The 16,876-nt window shown below is 66.0% G+C and carries 15 protein-coding genes; 10 read left to right on the top strand and 5 right to left on the bottom strand.

Annotated elements, in window-relative coordinates; all coding sequences use genetic code 11:
- Nucleotides 1-156 precede the first annotated feature (156 nt).
- From RSO01_RS28065 to RSO01_RS28050, 4 genes are read left to right on the top strand one after another with little or no spacing between them, the layout of a single operon-like run.
- Nucleotides 157-1,083: an NAD(P)-dependent oxidoreductase gene (locus RSO01_RS28065; RefSeq protein ID WP_147153714.1), complete on the top strand. Its 927-nt coding sequence runs from the start codon at nucleotides 157-159 to the stop codon at nucleotides 1,081-1,083.
- Nucleotides 1,084-1,143: 60 nt separating this feature from the next.
- Nucleotides 1,144-2,514 (top strand): amidohydrolase family protein, encoded by a 1,371-nt coding sequence (locus tag RSO01_RS28060; protein WP_147153713.1) that lies wholly within the window; start codon nucleotides 1,144-1,146, stop codon nucleotides 2,512-2,514.
- A gap of 19 nt (nucleotides 2,515-2,533) precedes the next feature.
- A complete protein-coding gene (locus tag RSO01_RS28055) occupies nucleotides 2,534-3,493 on the top strand; it encodes a tripartite tricarboxylate transporter substrate binding protein (protein ID WP_147153711.1) in 960 nt (319 codons plus the stop codon).
- 6 nt (nucleotides 3,494-3,499) lie between these two features.
- A complete protein-coding gene (locus RSO01_RS28050; protein ID WP_147153709.1) occupies nucleotides 3,500-4,531 on the top strand; it encodes a 5-methyltetrahydropteroyltriglutamate--homocysteine methyltransferase in 1,032 nt (343 codons plus the stop codon).
- Nucleotides 4,532-4,667: 136 nt separating this feature from the next.
- On the opposite strand, the gene RSO01_RS28045 is transcribed toward RSO01_RS28050, so the two are convergent.
- Complete coding sequence (locus RSO01_RS28045; RefSeq protein WP_147153707.1) at nucleotides 4,668-4,814, bottom strand: malate:quinone oxidoreductase; 147 nt, start codon at nucleotides 4,812-4,814, stop codon at nucleotides 4,668-4,670.
- 178 nt (nucleotides 4,815-4,992) lie between these two features.
- Here RSO01_RS28045 and RSO01_RS28040 point away from each other — a divergent pair, with 178 nt between their 5' ends.
- Entirely contained in the window at nucleotides 4,993-6,825 is a 1,833-nt protein-coding gene (locus tag RSO01_RS28040; RefSeq protein ID WP_147153705.1) for a phospholipase D-like domain-containing protein, read from the top strand.
- 120 nt (nucleotides 6,826-6,945) lie between these two features.
- Here the strand turns inward: RSO01_RS28040 and RSO01_RS28035 are convergent, their stop codons facing one another.
- The 3 genes from RSO01_RS28035 to RSO01_RS28025 form a co-directional block, all read right to left on the bottom strand.
- Nucleotides 6,946-8,664, bottom strand: a complete 1,719-nt coding sequence (locus RSO01_RS28035) for an N-acyl-D-amino-acid deacylase family protein (protein WP_147153703.1) — start codon at nucleotides 8,662-8,664, stop codon at nucleotides 6,946-6,948.
- Nucleotides 8,664-9,074, bottom strand: coding sequence for a nuclear transport factor 2 family protein (locus RSO01_RS28030; RefSeq protein ID WP_147153701.1), 411 nt, complete (start codon nucleotides 9,072-9,074; stop codon nucleotides 8,664-8,666). Before RSO01_RS28030 ends, RSO01_RS28035 begins: the two co-directional genes overlap by 1 nt.
- A 125-nt stretch (nucleotides 9,075-9,199) precedes the next feature.
- Nucleotides 9,200-9,730, bottom strand: a complete 531-nt coding sequence (locus tag RSO01_RS28025; RefSeq protein ID WP_147153699.1) for an NADH-quinone oxidoreductase subunit E — start codon at nucleotides 9,728-9,730, stop codon at nucleotides 9,200-9,202.
- Nucleotides 9,731-9,866: 136 nt separating this feature from the next.
- Between RSO01_RS28025 and RSO01_RS28020 the strand changes: the two genes are divergently transcribed.
- The 5 genes from RSO01_RS28020 to RSO01_RS28000 all read left to right on the top strand — a co-directional run bounded on the left by RSO01_RS28020 (nucleotide 9,867) and on the right by RSO01_RS28000 (nucleotide 15,623).
- The gene (locus tag RSO01_RS28020; RefSeq protein WP_147153697.1) at nucleotides 9,867-11,570 is read left to right on the top strand and encodes a GMC family oxidoreductase; all 1,704 of its coding nucleotides are present in this window, start codon (nucleotides 9,867-9,869) and stop codon (nucleotides 11,568-11,570) included.
- A gap of 94 nt (nucleotides 11,571-11,664) precedes the next feature.
- Nucleotides 11,665-12,633: a peptidyl-alpha-hydroxyglycine alpha-amidating lyase family protein gene (locus RSO01_RS28015; RefSeq protein WP_147153695.1), complete on the top strand. Its 969-nt coding sequence runs from the start codon at nucleotides 11,665-11,667 to the stop codon at nucleotides 12,631-12,633.
- The gene (locus RSO01_RS28010) at nucleotides 12,633-13,676 is read left to right on the top strand and encodes a hypothetical protein (RefSeq protein ID WP_147153693.1); all 1,044 of its coding nucleotides are present in this window, start codon (nucleotides 12,633-12,635) and stop codon (nucleotides 13,674-13,676) included. The genes RSO01_RS28015 and RSO01_RS28010 overlap by 1 nt, the downstream gene beginning before the upstream one ends.
- The gene (locus RSO01_RS28005; RefSeq protein ID WP_147153691.1) at nucleotides 13,677-14,639 is read left to right on the top strand and encodes an NAD(P)-dependent oxidoreductase; all 963 of its coding nucleotides are present in this window, start codon (nucleotides 13,677-13,679) and stop codon (nucleotides 14,637-14,639) included. It abuts the gene before it with no gap.
- Between the two features lie 6 nt (nucleotides 14,640-14,645).
- Nucleotides 14,646-15,623, top strand: a complete 978-nt coding sequence (locus RSO01_RS28000) for a Bug family tripartite tricarboxylate transporter substrate binding protein (protein WP_147153689.1) — start codon at nucleotides 14,646-14,648, stop codon at nucleotides 15,621-15,623.
- Here RSO01_RS28000 and RSO01_RS27995 read toward each other — a convergent pair.
- Nucleotides 15,610-16,866, bottom strand: coding sequence for an MFS transporter (locus RSO01_RS27995; protein ID WP_170303406.1), 1,257 nt, complete (start codon nucleotides 16,864-16,866; stop codon nucleotides 15,610-15,612). The two genes, RSO01_RS28000 and RSO01_RS27995, sit on opposite strands and share 14 nt — an antisense overlap.
- Between the last annotated feature and the right edge of the window lie 10 nt (nucleotides 16,867-16,876).

Raw genomic sequence — 16,876 nt, 5'->3', positions numbered from 1 at the left:
TCGCGCGCTCATGATCATGAGCGCGCGAGGACGCGCGCGGTCCGGAAGAGTATGAGCGGGCCTGGAGGCCCGCGGTCCGATGATGGACAGCCGCCTGATCGCCTCGCAAACTGCGCCGCGAATCGCAATCCAGGACAGGCGCGGAGTTTCCGACTCATGAGCAGCAAGGCATCCCACGACATCGGCTGGATCGGGCTTGGCCGCATGGGCGAGGCCATGGCGGCCCGGCTGGTGAAGGCGGGACACGGGCTTTCGGTATGGAACCGCACGGCGTCGAAGGCCGATCCTTTGGCCCAGATCGGCGCCGAGGTCGTGACCGACAAGGCGGCGATGGCGCACTGCGCCACCGTCTTCACCATGGTCTCGACCACCGACGACCTGAAGGACATCCTGTTTGGCGCCGGCGGCGTGCTGAGCGGGAACGCGCGGCCCAAGCGCGTGGTCGACATGTCGTCGATCTCCGACACGGGCTCGGCCGAGATCCGCAAGGGCCTGACCGACGTGGGCGTCGCCTATTTGAGCGCGCCGGTGTCGGGCAACGCCAAGGTCGCCAAGGCAGGCAAGCTCCTGGTGGTGGCGTCCGGCCCCAAGGCCGAATACGACGCGGTGCAGCCGCTGCTGGCGGCGCTGGGCCGGGCGGCGATGTATGTCGGCGAAGGCGAGCTCTCACGCGTCTGGAAGATCGCCCACAACACCATGTTCGGCGTCATCATCCAGTCGTTGTGCGAGATCACGCTGATGGCCGAGAAGGCCGGCATCGCGCGGCATGTCTTTTTGGAATCGATCAACCAGAGTGTGCTCGGATCGATGTACACGCGCTACAAGACGCCGGCGCTGGTCAATCTCGACTTCACCACCACCTTCACGCCCAAGCTCCTGCTGAAGGACATGGAGCTGGGCATCGGCGCGGCCAAGCAGTTCGGCGTCGTCATGCCGACCGCGTCGGTGACGCGCGACAGCATCGCTTCGCTGGCACACCAGTATCCAGGCGATATCGATTTCTCCGTGCTGCTGCTGGAGCTGGCGCGTTCGGCCGGCATGAAGCTCGAGGCGGAGAATGTGAAGGTCGGCGATGGGCTGTGACAGCGAAGGTGTCATCCTTCGCTACGCTCAGGATGACAAATGGCGGAGGTCCGCGCTCCGATGAAGCTCCTCCTCAAATCCGGCATCGTCGTCACGCAGGACGCCACGCTTGGCGTGCTGCCGAAGGGTGACGTGCTGGTCGACGGGGACCGCATCGCCGCCATCGCGCCCTCGCTGCAGGCCGGTGCCGAGACGGTCGACTGCAGCGGGCACTTCGTGCTGCCGGGGCTGGTCAACGCCCATATGCACACCTGGCAGACGGCGCTGCGCTCGGTCGCGGCCAACTGGACGCTGCTGGAGTATTTCCGCCACGTCCATGCCGGCCTCGCCACGGTGTTCACGCCCGAGGACATCCACATCGCCACCCTGGCCGGGGCGCTGAACCAGCTCGACCACGGCGTCACCACGCTGGTCGACTGGTGCCACAACAATCCGACGCCTGAGCACACCGACGCCGGCATCGCCGGCCTGAAAGAGTCGGGCATCCGCGCCGCCTTCTTCCACGGCTCACCCAAGCCCGATCCCAAGCCCGGCGAGCCGCACTTCTCGGAGGTCCCTCACCCGCGCAAGGAGGTCGAGCGGCTGCTGAAGGGCCCGTTGTCCGACCGCCAGGCCCTGGTGACCCTCGGCATGGCCGTGCTCGGCCCGCACTACTCCACGCTCGAAGTCAGCGACCACGATTTCGCGCTGGCCAAGGAACTCGGCCTGGTCGCCTCCATGCACCAAGGCGGCGGCGAGGCGAAGACGCCCGGCGGCTGGGAAACCCTGATGCAGCGCGGCCTGGTCGGCCCACACATCAACATCGTGCACGGCAACAACCTCACCGACGAGCAGCTCAGGGCCTTCGTCGACCTCGGCGTCAGCTTCTCGATCACGCCCGAGAATGAGATGGCGCAGGGTCACGGCCATCCCATCACCGGCCGCCTGCGCGCGCTGGGCGCCGGCCCCTCGGTCGGCGTCGACCTCGAATCGGCGGTGAGCGGCGACATGTTCACCGTGGCGCGCATGGCGCTCGCCTCGCAGCGCGCGCTGGACAACGCGGCGGAACGTGCCCGAAGCGGCGGCATCCCCGCCACCTCCACGGTGCCGGCGGCGGAGGCGTTCGACTGGGTCACCGCGCGTGGGGCGGCAATGCTGGGCATGGCCGATCGCATCGGCTCCCTGGCGCCCGGCAAGCAGGCCGACATTGCCGTCATGTCGCTCGGCCCGCTCGCCATGTGGCCGGTGCATGATGCGGTTGCGTCCGTGGTCATGCAGGGTTCCGGCGCCCGCATGCGTGACGTCCTGGTTGCCGGCCGCTTCGCCAAGCGCGATGGTAAGCTGGCGCGGCCCGATCTTTCAGGTGTGCGCGCCAGGCTGGCGGCGTCGGGCGAACGAATTCTGTCGAGGCTAAACATAAAGAGCGTCAGTCGCGAAATAGCGGCGACATAAAATACAGGGAGGGAAATCCATGAAACGTCTGATCGCATTAGCACTGGCATCGGCGCTCTTCGCCCTGCCAGCTTCGGCGCAGAATTTCCCCGACAAGCCGATCCACATCATCGTTCCCTTCACGCCGGGCAGCGCCACCGATGTGGTCGCCCGCGCCGTGGCAGCCGCCATGACCAAGAACCTGGGCCAGACGGTCATCGTCGAGAACAAGCCGGGCGCCGGCGGCACGATCGGCGCTGGCCAGGTCGCCAAGTCTGCCCCCGACGGATACACGCTGCTCGCCAATTCCTCGGCGCACACGGTCAATCCGGCGATCTATCCCAACATGACCTTCGACACGGCCAAGGACCTGCCGGCCGTCACCCTGCTCGCGGTGCAGCCCAACATCATGGTGGCCTCACCGTCCAAGGGCTGGAAGACGGCCAATGACTACGTGAACGCGGCCAAGGCGGCGCCCGGCAAGCTCACCTACGCCACGGCCGGCACGGGCAGCGGCACGCACATGAACGCCGAGAAGTTCAAGCTCGCGGCCGACATCGACACCGTGCACGTGCCCTACAAGGGCACACCCGAGGCGCTCAGCGACACGATGAACGGCCGTACCGACATCTACTTCTGCCCGGTGATCGCGGCACTGCCGATGATCAAGGACGGCCGGGTCGTGGCCCTGGCCAACGGCAGCCCCAAGCGCTCGTCGGTGCTGCCCGACCTGCCGACGACCGAGGAACAGGGCTTCAAGGACAGCGGCTACAATTTCTGGGTCGGATTGTTCGCGCCGGCCGGCACGCCACCGGCGGTGATCGACAAGCTCAATGCCGAAGTCAGGAAGGCGCTCGACAACCCCGAGGTGAAGGAGCGCCTGCAGGCGCTTGGCACCGATCCCGCGCCGACGACGCCCGCCGAGTTCGACAAGATCGTCGTGGCCGAGATCAAGGAAAACATCGACCTGGCCAAGAAGGCCGAGATCAAGCTGCAGTAGGTGAAAATGTCAGACGTCCTCCTCCAGACCACCGTCGTCGGCTCCTATCCGCAACCCGACTGGCTGGTCGATCGCAAGATGCTGAGCAAGGTCGTGCCGCGCACGCGCATGCGTGAGATCTGGCGCGTGCCCGAGACGTTCCTCGAGCAGGCCCAGGACGACGCGACCCTGATCGCCATCCGCGACATGGAGCGCGCCGGCATCGACATCGTGACCGACGGCGAGATGCGGCGGGAGAGCTACTCCAACCGCTTTGCCACCGCGCTCAGCGGCATCGACGACGAGCATCCGGCCGAGATCGTGAACAACCGCGGCCAGAAGACGCCTGTGCCGCGCGTGGTCGGCAAGATCCGGCGCACCGGGCCGGTGGAGCTGCGCGACATGCAGTTCCTGCGCGCCAATACCGACAGGCTCGCCAAGATCACCCTGCCCGGCCCGTTCACCATGGGCCAGCAGGTCAAGGACGAATTCTACAGGGACGCCGAGGCGATGTGCATGGACTACGCCGCGGCGGTGAACGAGGAGGCGCATGAGCTGGTCAAGGCCGGCGCCGACGTCATCCAGCTCGACGAGCCGTGGCTGCGCAACAACCCCGAAGAGGCCAAGCGCTACGCCGTGAAGGTGATCGACCGCGCGCTCAGGGACATCAAGGTGCCGACGGTCGTGCATCTCTGCTTCGGCTATGCCGCCGTCGTCACCGGCGGGAAGCCGACGGGCTATTCCTTCCTGCCGCAGCTCGCGGACTCGATCGCCCAGCAGATCTCGATCGAATCGGCGCAGCCCAAGCTCGATCTCGGCGTGCTGAAGGACCTCGCACCGAAGAAGGTGATGCTGGGCGTGATCGACCTCAACGATCCCGAGATCGAGACGCCGCAGAAGGTCGCCGATCGCATCCGCGCCGGCCTGAAACATCTGCCGCCCGACAAGCTCCTCCCCGCTCCCGATTGCGGCATGAAGTACCTCCCGCGCGCCACCGCCTTCGGCAAGCTAAAGGCCCTCGCCGAGGGTGCGGCGATCGTGCGCAAGGAATTGAGCTAGGCTTCATTGGACCGCGGGCCTCCAGGCCCGCTCAGAGTCTTCCGGACCGCGAGCCTCCGGCATGAGCGAGCCGGAGGCTCGCGGTCCGGAAGAGCATGAGCATGAGCGGGCCTGGAGGCCCGCGGTCCAATGAGAACTAACGGGCCGTTACCGTGCCCTTGGGGCCGACCGTCACCTGCTTCTCGACGCCGTTCTGCGTCGCCCGGCCGGTCCATTGGCCGTCGGGTCCGCGGCGCAGGTCCTGGACATTGCCGTAGTGCAGAGATTGCAGATGGGTCTTCACGCTGGCACTGCCGGCCAGTGAGGGGCTGGACGTGGCAGCCGGTCGGGCGGCGGTTTGCGCACCGACTGAAGTCCCGCAGCACACAAGGACGAGGCACAGGGCGCCTGCCCAACGTGACCTTTGGCACGTTCCTGTCACAACCATGGGTTTATTATTCCCTGACAGCCCGGAGGAAGACATGACCACCATCACCAAGAAAAGTGGCTCATTCACGGTCAACGCCTATGTCGGCGACGCCAAGACGCTTCTGGCCTTCAACCTCTCCAAGGCCGACGCCAAGGGCCTGGCCGGCTTCACCATACAATGCAAGCCGGCCAAGGGCGACGCCTACTACCTGCAGAACCAGCTGCAATACGAGAAACCCAGCGACCACGCCCAGGATCCCAAGCTGCCGGCCAATTCGTCGTTCAACGCCCCGATCCACAAGTTCCGCTGGCTGCATGTGCCGGGATCGGTCCATCAGGGACTGAAGCCGTTCTACGGCACGTACACCTACACGGTGACGCCGCGCTTCTTCAACGCATCGGGCTCGATGCTGCCGATCGATCCCAAGCGCGGTGTTTCCCTCGACGTTCCGGTGAAGCCGTTCACCAAGGGCAGCCTGTCCACCGGCTTCACCCGCGGCTTCACGCAGAGCCAGGCCTTCGTCCACCATTTCGGGCCGACGGTTAAGGTGCAGCCGCCGAAGTCCGGCCTGATCTTCGATACCGAGGCGGTGGCCGGCAAGAACGCCAAGGGCGACTCTTTCACCTACGACCAGGAATACGAGTGGCTGGGCTTCACCGCCCAGGATCGCATCTTCGACATGCTCGACGAGGTCACGGGCAACAAGGCGCTGCACCTCGATGTCTTCGCCTACGACCTCAGCGAGCCCAACTTCGCCAACGCCCTGCTCGGCCTGGCCAAGCAGCGGCGCATCCGCGTCATCCTCGACAACGCCGCCCTGCACAAGAGCAACGCCAAGGACGGCACGGCGCCCGAGGACACGTTCGAGAAGATGTTCAAGGCGGCCGACAAGACCAAGAAGTCGATCCTGCGCGGTCATTTCGGGCGCTATGCCCACGACAAGGTCCTGATCGTCTCCGACGGCAAGGGCCCGCGCACGGTGCTCACCGGCTCGACCAACTTCTCGGTGACGGGGCTCTACGTGAACTCCAACCACGTCCTGGTCTACGACGATCGCACCGTCGCCAAGGCCTATTCGGACGTCTTCGAGCTGTCGTGGAAGGACCAGGTGAAGGCGCCGGCCTTCCGCAGCAGTTCCTTCGCCAGCAAGACCTTCACCTTCAACGGCAAGGGCGTTCCCTCGACCGACATCACCTTCTCGCCGCACACCCAGGAGTTCGCCGACAAGGTGATGGGCGGCCTGGTGGACCGGGTGAAGGCGGAAGCCAAGAAGCCCTCCGGCAACGTGCTGTTCGCCGTCATGGAAATGGGCGCCAAGAGCTCGAGCAGCGTCTATTCGACGTTGAACAAGGTCCACGCCGACGAGAAGATCTTCAGCTACGGCATCTCCGACAACCCCGATGGCATCGTCCTCTACGCACCGGGGCACAAACGGGGCCTGCTGGTCACCGGCAAGCCCGTCCATACGATCCTGCCGCCGCCGTTCGACCAGGTCCCCAACATCGGCGGCCGCAGGCACCAGATCCATCACAAGTTCGTCGTCTGCGGCTTTAACGCGAAGGATGCCGTGGTCTATTGCGGCTCGTCGAACCTCGCCAACAAGGGCGAGACGGTGAACGGCGACAACCTGCTCGCCATTCACGACCAGGACGTTGCCACGGTGTTCGCCATCGAAGCGGTGGGCCTGGTCGACCACTTCAACTTCCTCGACAATTTCCAGAGCAAGTCGAAGGAGGCCGGCGTCAAGGCGCCGAAGTCGCCGCCGGCATCGCTCAAGGATGCCGCCACCCAGGCCCATTGGTTCCTGTCAACGAGCGACGGCTGGACCAAGCCCTACTACGACACCAAAGACCTGCACTGCGCCGACCGCCAGCTGTTCGGCTAGAGCGAAATTCAATCAGATCGAACCGCGCGCGGTTCGATCTGATTGGATTTGCGCGCCCTGGAGATCCTTGTTGCAAGAGGCACAATCCGCCCAGCTGATTCCAGCTGGGCGGATTGTGCTCTAGGAGGCCAGGCGGCCCTTCAGCACGGTGCCGGCATAGGCACCAGTCGCCTCGCCGTTCTCGAAGGCCACGGCACCGTTCACCACCGTGGCCTTGATGCCCTCGGCCTTCTGCACCAGGCGGCGCGCGCCGCCCGGCAGGTCCTTCTCGACCGTCGGCAGCAGTGGACGGATGCCATTCTCCTCGAACAGCACGAGATCGGCCTTGTACCCTTCGCGCACGACGCCGCGGTCGTTGAGGTCCCAGGCCACCGCATTGTCGTGCGTCAGCTTCTTGATCGCCTGCTCGAGCGTAAAGGCGCCGCGCTTGCGCACCCAGTAGCTCAGGAGGTGCGTCTGCAGCGAGGAGCCCATCTCCTGGCAGACATGGGCGCCCGAGTCGGAGAAGGTCGCAAGCGTGCGCGGATGCTTCAGGATGCCCAAGACATCGTCGGGCGTCTCGTTGACCAGCGGCTGAACGTAGACCTGGTTCTCGTCCTTCAGCGACAGGTCGATCATCACCTCGACCGGGTGCCGCCCGCTCGCCTTGGCGAGTTGGTCGACCGTGGGATCGTCCCAATCGACGCCCTTCAGGGCGAACAGGTTGGTATAGTCGGGCTTGCGCGGATCGGTCGTCGCCGCCCCGCCGCCCTGGAACACGCCATCGCGCGGCTTCATGCGCGCTTCGGCCTCGACCAGCTCGCGGCGCACGGCCGGGTCGCGAAGCTTCTTCATCTGTTCGGCGATCGGCAGGGCGCGGAGCGGCCGCCATGCCGGCAGCACGTCGAACGGCAGGTAGGACTTCAGCGAGAAGATGGCGTTGATCGAGCGCGTCGTGCCCTGGCCGAACATGCGGCCGCCGGCGGCAACCGTGTCGTCGATGTACTTGGTCTGATATTGCCAGCCCGTGGGATCGTCTCCCTGCTTCGTCGCCAGCACGCCGAACATGATCGGGCGCTTGTAATCCAGTGCCACCTTGCGCAGGCGTTCGAGGAAGGTGCGATGGTTCGGCCCGCTCGAGATATCGGGCCCGACCTGGAAGATGCCGGCATCGAGCTCGGCCATCGCCGCGATGATGCGGTCGATCTCCTGCCATTCGGCGATGCGGCTCGCCACCGGCGTGTCGTCGGGTGTGACGTGGGTCGAGGCGCGCGAGCTGGAGAAGCCCATGGACCCCGCCTTCAGCGCTTCCTTCACGGCGGCGGCCATGCGCGCCATGTCGTCCTCGCTCGCGGCCTCGGTCAGCGCGCGCTTGCCCATGACGTACATGCGCAGCGCCGAATGGCCGATATACATGCCGTAGTTGATCGCCTTGGGCAGGCGCTCGACGGTCGCGAGATATTCCGGGAAGGTCTCCCAGGTCCAGTCGATGCCGGCGGCCATGGCCTCGGTCGGAATGTCCTCCACCGCCGACAGGCAGCGTGCATACCAGTCGCGGTCCTCGGGCTTGCAGGGCGCCAGAGCGAAGCCGCAATTGCTCATCACCACCGAGGTGACGCCGTGCCAGCACGAGCAGCTGCCCAGCGGATCCCACGCCACCTGCGCATCCATGTGGGTGTGGCCGTCGATGAAGCCCGGCGACACGATCAGGCCGTGGGCATCGATCGTGCGCGAGGCGGCCGATGTGACGCGGCCGACCTCGACGATGCGGCCGTCCTTGACGCCGACATCGGCGGAAAAGCGCGGCTTGCCCGAGCCGTCGACGAGGGTGCCGCCGCGGATGAGGAGATCGAGGGTCATCACAGGCGATCCTTTTGCTCGACGATCTTCCAGTAGGTGTCCTTGGCGCAGATCTTCCCGCCGCGAAACGTATAGATGTCGCAGCCCTGGTAGTTCAGATCCTCGCCGTCGGCGCCCTTGCCTTTCACGGTCCACACCGAGATCGCGCGGTTGCCGGCGTAGATGTACTCCTTGTGGTCCCAGCGCATGTCGGGGATCACCTTGAAGCGCGCGGCCAGCGTCTTGCGGATCGTCTCCTTGCCCTTGAGCGTGCGGCCGACCGGCTCGGGTCCGCGCGCCAGCCAGAAGGTGGCGTCATCGGTGAAGTGCGAGACGATGCGATCGACGTCGCGGCTGTTGAAGGCGGCCGAGATCGCCTTCATGAGCTCAGGCGTGGCGATGTCAGAATTTGCGGCTGTGACGTCCGGCATACGAAACCTCCCACAGTGCTTGAGCCGAACGATTGCAGGCCGGCGCCGCGGCCGCAAGCACAACGAGGGAAGCCCGCCCCGTCGGCTGACGAGGCGGGCTCGAATGGGGCTGATCGGACGCTACGCTACCTGGTGACGACGTTGCCGCGCGCGTCGACGCGCACGTCGACCAACTGGCCGCCACGCAGCGCCTTGCCGCTCCAGCTGCCGTCGGCATTGCGCTGGAGGCCCTGCACGTTCTTATAGCCGTCGCCCTCGATCTTCTTTACCGCGTTGGCCGAACCCTGGGCATTGGGCAGCGCCGGCGCATTGGCCTGGCTGGGGGCCGTGACGGTCCTCGCGGGAATGCCCGACGTGCTCACGCCCGGCGGATTGGCCGAAGGCGTGGTGACGCCAGCCGACCCGGCCGACGGAGCCTGCACAGTGCCGCCGCTCACGGGCGGCGTGGTCACAGTAGTGCCACCGGCGCCCACCGAGCGCGAAGGCATGGCAGGTGTGTTGACAGCCGGCGCGGTCGCGGGCGGGGTCGTCACGGCACCGCCGCCGACTGACGGTGGAGTCACCGTCGCGCCGCCGACCGGCGGGGTGGTGACAGTCTGAGCGCCCGCGGCGCCGGCAGCGGTCACGAGGGCCAGGGCAAGAAGGGTACGCTTCATTGATAGTGCCTCCTCTTTGATTGCAGGTCCGACGTGAACGTCGAGGCACCTCAAGCGTTGCGCGGCGAAATATCTTGGTTTCGCCACATTGCCCAACGGGTTAGCGTCTGACCAACAACCTCGAGGAAACGCACCCGTGTACGACTACATCATCGTGGGCGGCGGCTCAGCCGGCTCGGTCATGGCGCATCGGCTGTCGGCCAAGAGCGCCAACAAGGTGCTGCTGTGCGAGGCGGGCCAGGACACGCCGCCGGGCAAGGAGCCCAAGGAGATCGCCGACAGCTACTCCGGCACGGCGTACTTCGATCCGCGCTTCCATTGGACCGACCTCAAGGTCCACACCCAGGTCGTGTCGCACAACAATCCGCAGGAGAACCGACCGCCGCTGCGCAAGTACGAGCAGGCGCGCGTGCTGGGCGGCGGCTCGTCGATCAACGGCCAGATGGCCAACCGCGGCGCGCCCACCGACTACAACGAGTGGGCAAGCCGCGGCGCCGAGGGCTGGGGCTGGGACCAGGTCCTGCCATTCTTCAAGAAGGTCGAGCGCGACCTCGACTTCGACGGGCCCTGGCATGGCAAGGAAGGGCGCATCCCGGTGCGCCGCATCCCTCCCGAGCACTGGACGGCCCACGACAAGGCGGTCGCCAAGGCCTTCGAGTCCAAGGGCTACAAGTTCCTGCCCGACCAGAATGGCGAGTTCGTCGAGGGCTATTTCCCGGTGACTCACTCCAACGCCGAGGAGCGGCGGGTGTCGGCGGCGATGGGCTATCTCGACGGCGAAACGCGCAAGCGACCCAACCTCACCATCTCGACCGAGACGCAGGTCAAGTCGCTGCTGTTCGAAGGCACGACCTGCGTCGGCGTCACCGCGATGATCGCCGGCAAGGAGCAGGAGTTCCGCGCCAGGGAAGTGATCCTGTCGTCGGGCGCCATCCATACGCCGGCCCACCTGATGCGCGCCGGCATCGGCCCGGTCGGCCACTTGAGCGAGATGGGCATCCCCGTGGTCGCCGCCCTGCCCGGCGTCGGCCAGCGATTGATGGACCATCCATCGATCGCGCTGTCGTCGTTCCTGCGCCGCGGCGCGCGCATGAACCATCACACGCGCCGGCACATCCATCTGGCTCTGCGCTACTCATCCGGGCTGCCGGGCATCCCAATGGGCGACATGTTCACCGTGGTCGTCGCCAAGTCGGCCTGGCATGCGGTTGGCGAGCAGATCGGCTCGCTGCTCACCTTCATCAACAAGACCTATTCCGAGACCGGACAGGTCAAGCTCGCGTCACGCGATTATCGCAGCGAACCGATCGTCGAGTTCAACCTTCTCTCCGACAAGCGCGACCTCGACCGCCTGATGAGCGGCTTCAAGCTGATGGCGGCGCTGCAGATGACCGACGCCGTGCGCGAGGTCACCGACGTGCCCTTCCCCGCCACCTACAGCGACAAGGTGCGGGCGGTCGGCGTCGTCAACACCAAGAACAAGATCCTGACCAGCCTGGTCGCCCAGCTCCTCGAAGGGCCGTCAGCGCTGCGTCGCTTCATGATCGAGAAGTTCGTGGTCGAGGGCTTCACCTTCGAGCAGGTGATGAACGACGACGAGGCGCTGGAAGCCTTCGTGCGCAAGGCGGCGATCGGCGTGTGGCATGCCTCCTGCACCTGCCGCATGGGCCGGCCGGACGATCCGATGTCGGTGGTCGACACGCAAGGCCGCGTCAAGGGCGTGCAGGGCCTGCGCGTGGTCGATGCCTCGATCTTCCCGGTGGTGCCCTGCGCCAACACCAACTTCCCGACGCTGATGAGCGCGGAGAAGATCTCTGACGCAATGACGAGGCGACAATAACGATGTCATCCCGAGCGAAGCGAGGGACCTTTGCTCATGGCATTAAAGGTCCCTCGGCCTACGGCCTCGGGATGACAGCTTTGGGAGTAGAGACATGTCCGTAATCCTCGGAAGCGGCGAGCATCGTTATCGCGTGATCGAGAACTGGGCGAAGCTGCCCGACGGCTGGGAGTTCCGCGACGTCGCGGCGGTTGCCGTCGACAGCAAGGACCGCGTCTACGTCTTCAATCGCGGCCAGCATCCCATGATCGTGTTCGACCGCGACGGCAACTTCCTGCGCTCGTGGGGCGAAGACCTGTTCAGCCGCGCCCACGGCATCCATATCGACAGCGACGACACCCTCTACTGCACCGACGACGGCGACCATACGGTCCGCAAGGTCACCACCGAGGGCAAGGTGCTCCTGACCATCGGCGTGCCCAACCAGCCCGCGCCGTTCCTGAGCGGCAAGCCGTTCAACCGCTGCACCCATACGGCGCTCTCGCCCAAGGGCGAGATCTATGTGTCGGACGGCTACGGCAATTCCTGCGTTCACAAATACTCGCCCGACGGCAAGCATCTGATGTGCTGGGGCACCACCGGCACCGATCCCGGCCAGTTCAACATCGCTCACAACATCGCCACCGACGACGACGGCTGGGTCTACGTGGCCGACCGCGAGAACCATCGCGTGCAGGTGTTCGACGGCAACGGCAAGTACGAGATGCAGTGGAACAACATGCACCGGCCTTGCGCGCTCTATTGCTACGCCGGCGGCGGCAAGAACCCCAAGTTCATCATCGGCGAGCTGGGACCGGGCATGCCGGTCAACAGCAAACACACCAACATCGGGCCCCGGCTCGCCATCGTCGACAAGAAGGGCGGCCTGATCGCGCGGCTGGGCGGGGAGCACGGCCCCGGTCAGGAACCCGGCAGGTTCCTGTCGCCGCATGGGCTCGCGGTCGACAGTAAGGGCGACATCTATGTCGGCGAGGTGAGCTATACCAACTGGGGCGGCACCCATCCCGGCGTACCGGTGCCGAAGTACCTGCGCTCGTTCCAGAAGCTCGAGAAGGTCAACTAGTGGAGAAGCAGGATCGCCTGCATCTGATCGGCAGCATCCCGCTCGACAGCAGCGAGCAGGTGTTCCGGCGGCTCGCCGACGAGCTTGGTCCGTTCCTGCGCTGCATTCCTGACGGCGAGACAGGAGAGCGCTCGCGCTGGGTCTACTTCCAGCGCCAGATGCTGGTCGACCATCCGGCGATGGAGGTCGATCCCACGGTACCGCCCTACAAGTTCATCCAGTGGGACGGCAAGATCGTGCGCGAGATCGAGCAGGTCCGCTTCAAGCCCGGCGTCGATTCGGCGACGGTCGTCTTCCAGACGGGCTACGACAAGGCTGCCCTCGCCTCCTGGGAGGTCTTCAAGACACTGCGCGCCGCCGGCGCCATCCCGAAACACATGCGCTTCCAGGTCAGCCTGCCGACGCCGCAGGCCAGCGGCTACCTCTATGTCAGCGGGCCGGCACGCGAGACCTACTTCGGGGTGTACGAACGGGCGCTGAAGGCAGCGCTGGCCAATATCGTGAAGGCGATCCCGGCGGCCGATCTCTCGATCCAGTGGGATGTGTGTCAAGAGGTGCTGGCCTTCGAGGACTATTTCAAGGACCGCCCGGCGCACTACAAGACGCAGATCTTCGACATGCTGGGCCGGCTGGGCGATGCCGTGCCGGCCGGCGTCGAGATGGGCTATCACCTGTGCTACGGCTCGCCGCACGACGAGCACCTGGTGCAGCCCAAGGATGCCGCCATCCTGGTCGAGATGATGAACGGCATCGTCGCCGCCACCAGACGGCACATCGACTTCATCCACGTTCCGGTTCCGAAGGACCGCACCGACGACGCCTTCTATGCGCCGCTGAAGAGCTTCAAGCGGCCAAAGGGAACGAAACTCTATCTCGGATTGCTGCACCACGACGACGACGCTGGCGACAGGAAGCGCGTCGAGGTGGCAAAGCGCCATGTCACGGAATTCGGCCTGTCGGCCGAGTGCGGCTGGGGCCGCACCGAGCCCGGGCGCCTGCCCGGACTTCTAAAAGGTCATCGTATTGCTGCGGAGGCACTCTAAATGGTTGAACGCGTACTCGTGGTCGGACCCAAGGACACTATCTCCATGGTCGACGACCTCGCGCCGAAGGGCTTCGAGATCGTCAAGGCCCTGCACAATTCGCCGGAGATGAAGGCGGCGCTGCCCGGCACGGACTACTTCGTGGGCTTCATCCAGCAGTACGTCACGCCGCAGCTCTTCAAGGACGCGCCAAAGCTGAAACTGATCCAGATGCTGAGCGCGGGCTATGACCGCGCCGACCTTGCAGCGGCGCGCAAGAGTGGCGTGCCCCTGTGCAACAACGGCGGCGCCAACTCGGTCGCCGTCTCCGAGCATGCGATGCTGCTGATGCTGGCCGTGTCGCGCCGGCTGATCACGCAGCACAGTAACGTCACGGCCGGCCGCTGGCACGGCAACCAGCCGCCCACCGTCCACCAGGTGCGCGAGAAGGTTTTAGGCATCATCGGGTTGGGCACCATCGGCAAGAAGGTGGCGCGCCTTGCCCAGGCCTTCGGCATCGTCGTGCACTACTACGACATCAAGCGGCTCAAAGAGGAGGAAGAAGATGCGCTGGGCGTGCGCTTCCGCCTGCTGCCCGAGATCCTGCGCCACTCCGACATCATCTCCCTGCATGTGCCGCTCAATGCCTCGACCCAGGGCATGATCGGCGCCCAAGAGCTCGCGGTGATGAAGCCCTCGGCCATCATCGTGAACACCTCGCGCGGCCCGGTGATCGACGAGAAGGCGATGACCGCCGCGCTGTCGGCCCACAAGCTGTTCGGCGCCGGCCTCGACGTGTTCGACGAGGAGCCGACGCCGCCCGACAATCCCCTGCTCAAGCTCGACAACGTCGTGCTGACGGCACATCTCGCCGGCCCGACCTACGAGAGCAACATTACCCGCCTGCGCAACGGCTTCGATAACGTCCAGAGGGTTGCGCGCGGAGAACCGGCGCTCTGGGTGGTTCCCGAGCTGCTGGAGTAGTCGCCCATGACCAGGTTGTTGCGCCGCGGCGTTCTCGCGGCAGGTTTTGCTGCGCCCTTTCTCTCGCGCCACGGCTACGCGCAAGGCGACTGGCCCAAAGGTCCGGTGCGCTGGATCGTGGCCTTTGCCGCGGGCGGCGCCGCCGACACGGTAGCGCGCAATGTCGGCGCCCGAGTCTCGGAGATCATCGGCCAGCAGGTCATCGTCGACAACCGCACCGGCGGCAACTCGCTGGTCGCGGCCAACGCAGTTCTGCAGACGCCGCGTGACGGCCAGACCTTCCTGATCGACGCCGCCAACCAGCTCACCAATCCGTTCCTGATCAAGGACCTGTCGTTCGACTACGAGAAGACCTGGTTGCCGGTGACCAAGCTGTCGGACTTCCCTCAGGTCCTGGCGGTGAAGCAGGAGTTTCCCGCGAAATCGCTCCAGGAGTATGTCGCGGCCGCCAAGGCGAAACCGGGCACGATCAGCTACGGCACGCCGCCCGCCGCCGGCATGGGTCACATGGCGGGCGAAGAGCTGCAGCGCCGCGCCGACATCAAGCTGATCCACGCCCCCTATCGCGGCGGCGCCGACGCCGCGCGCGACATCGGCGCGGGGGCAATCGATTCGGTCATCATCACCACCAACTCGATCCGACCGCCGCTGGCCGGCGGCCGCGTGCGCATCCTCGCCGTCACCAGCCTGCAGCGCGTCGCCATCTTCCCCGACGTGCCGACCGTCGCCGAGTCGGGCTACCCGGGCTACGACATGATCGACTGGAACGGTCTCTTTGCCGCGACCGGCACATCGACGGAGTTGATCGCTCGCATGCAGGCGGTCTGCGCCGAGGCGATCAAGGACGCCAAGGTCAGGGAGCGGCTGGATGCGGCCGGCGCGGTGCTCACGCCCAATACGCCCGCCGAGTTCAAGGCCTGGCTGGAGGGCCAGCGCACCCTGCTCGGCAAGCTCATAACCGAGGGCAACATCAAGCTGGGGTGAGCGAGACCCTGTACGATTCCCGGAACGACAGCAGCGCCAGGAAAGAGGTCGCCGCGGCCGCCATGATCATGAAGGCCGGGCTGTAGTCGTTGCCAGTGCGGTCGACCAGCCAGGTCGCGACCAGCGGGCTCAACCCGCCGATGACGCCGAGGGTGACGTTGTAGCCGAGCGCAATCACCGTGCAGCGCACCTCGGTCGGCACGGTCTCCACCATCAGGGCAGGCTGGCAACCGACGAAGGCGCCGACCGACAGCACGAAACCGAGCTGGCCCAGCAGTACCAACGCTGGATCGGGGTTGTGCATCATCCAGAACAGCGGCCATGCCGCGACGAAGGCGAAGGCGGTGGCGGCCATCAGCACGGGCCGGCGGCCGATGCGGTCGGACAGCCACGCCGTCGCCAGCATCAGCGGCAGCAGCAGCGCCATGCTGACCGTGTTGATGCCGAGCGCCCGCGCCGGCGCGATGCCGTCGACCAGCTGCAGCCAGCTCACGATGTAGACGAACATCAGGTAGAAGCCGACCGAGTTGAAGACAGAGAGCGCCGCGAGCCTGAGCAGCAGCGACCGGTGATTACGCACCGTGGCGAGGAACGACGCGGCTACCGCCGTCTTCACCTTCGTTTCCTCATGGATCCCGCGGCGCAGGAAGAAGCCCGCCAGCCCAACGACCAGGCCGAGCATGAAGGGAATGCGCCAGCCCCAGCTTTCGAGGACGGCCTCGGACATCACCGACGCGAGCACGGCGCCGGTCGCCGAGCCCGCCAGGATGCCGCCGACGGCGCCGCAGCAGCCCATGGCGCCGATCAGGCCGCGGCCGCCCGGCTTGGCATGCTCGACCATGAAGACGATCGAGGTCGTGTATTCGCCGCCGACCGACAGGCCCTGGATCATGCGCAGCAGCGTCAGCAGGATCGGCGCGGCAAGCCCCAGAGTCTGGTAGCCCGGCAGCACGCCCACCAGGAAGGTCGGGATGGCCATCGCCGCCACCGAGAAGGTGAGCGCGGTGCGGCGGCCCAGGCGGTCGCCGATATAGCCGATCACCGCGCCGCCGACGGGGCGCATTAGGAAGCCGACGGCAAAGATGCCGAAGGCGGCCAGCACCTGCGCGACTTTGTCCTCGCTCGGGAAGAAGGTGCGGCCGATGGCGGCGGCGAAGTAGCCGTAGACCGCGAAGTCGTACCATTCCAGCACGTTGCCGATGGCGCCGGCCGCGATGATCCTCCTGGTGCTGGCCGCAGTCATTCCCTCTCCC

The organism is Reyranella soli, assembly GCF_007992495.1.
Lineage (GTDB): Bacteria > Pseudomonadota > Alphaproteobacteria > Reyranellales > Reyranellaceae > Reyranella > Reyranella soli.
This window is presented reverse-complemented; position numbering and strand designations above follow the sequence as displayed.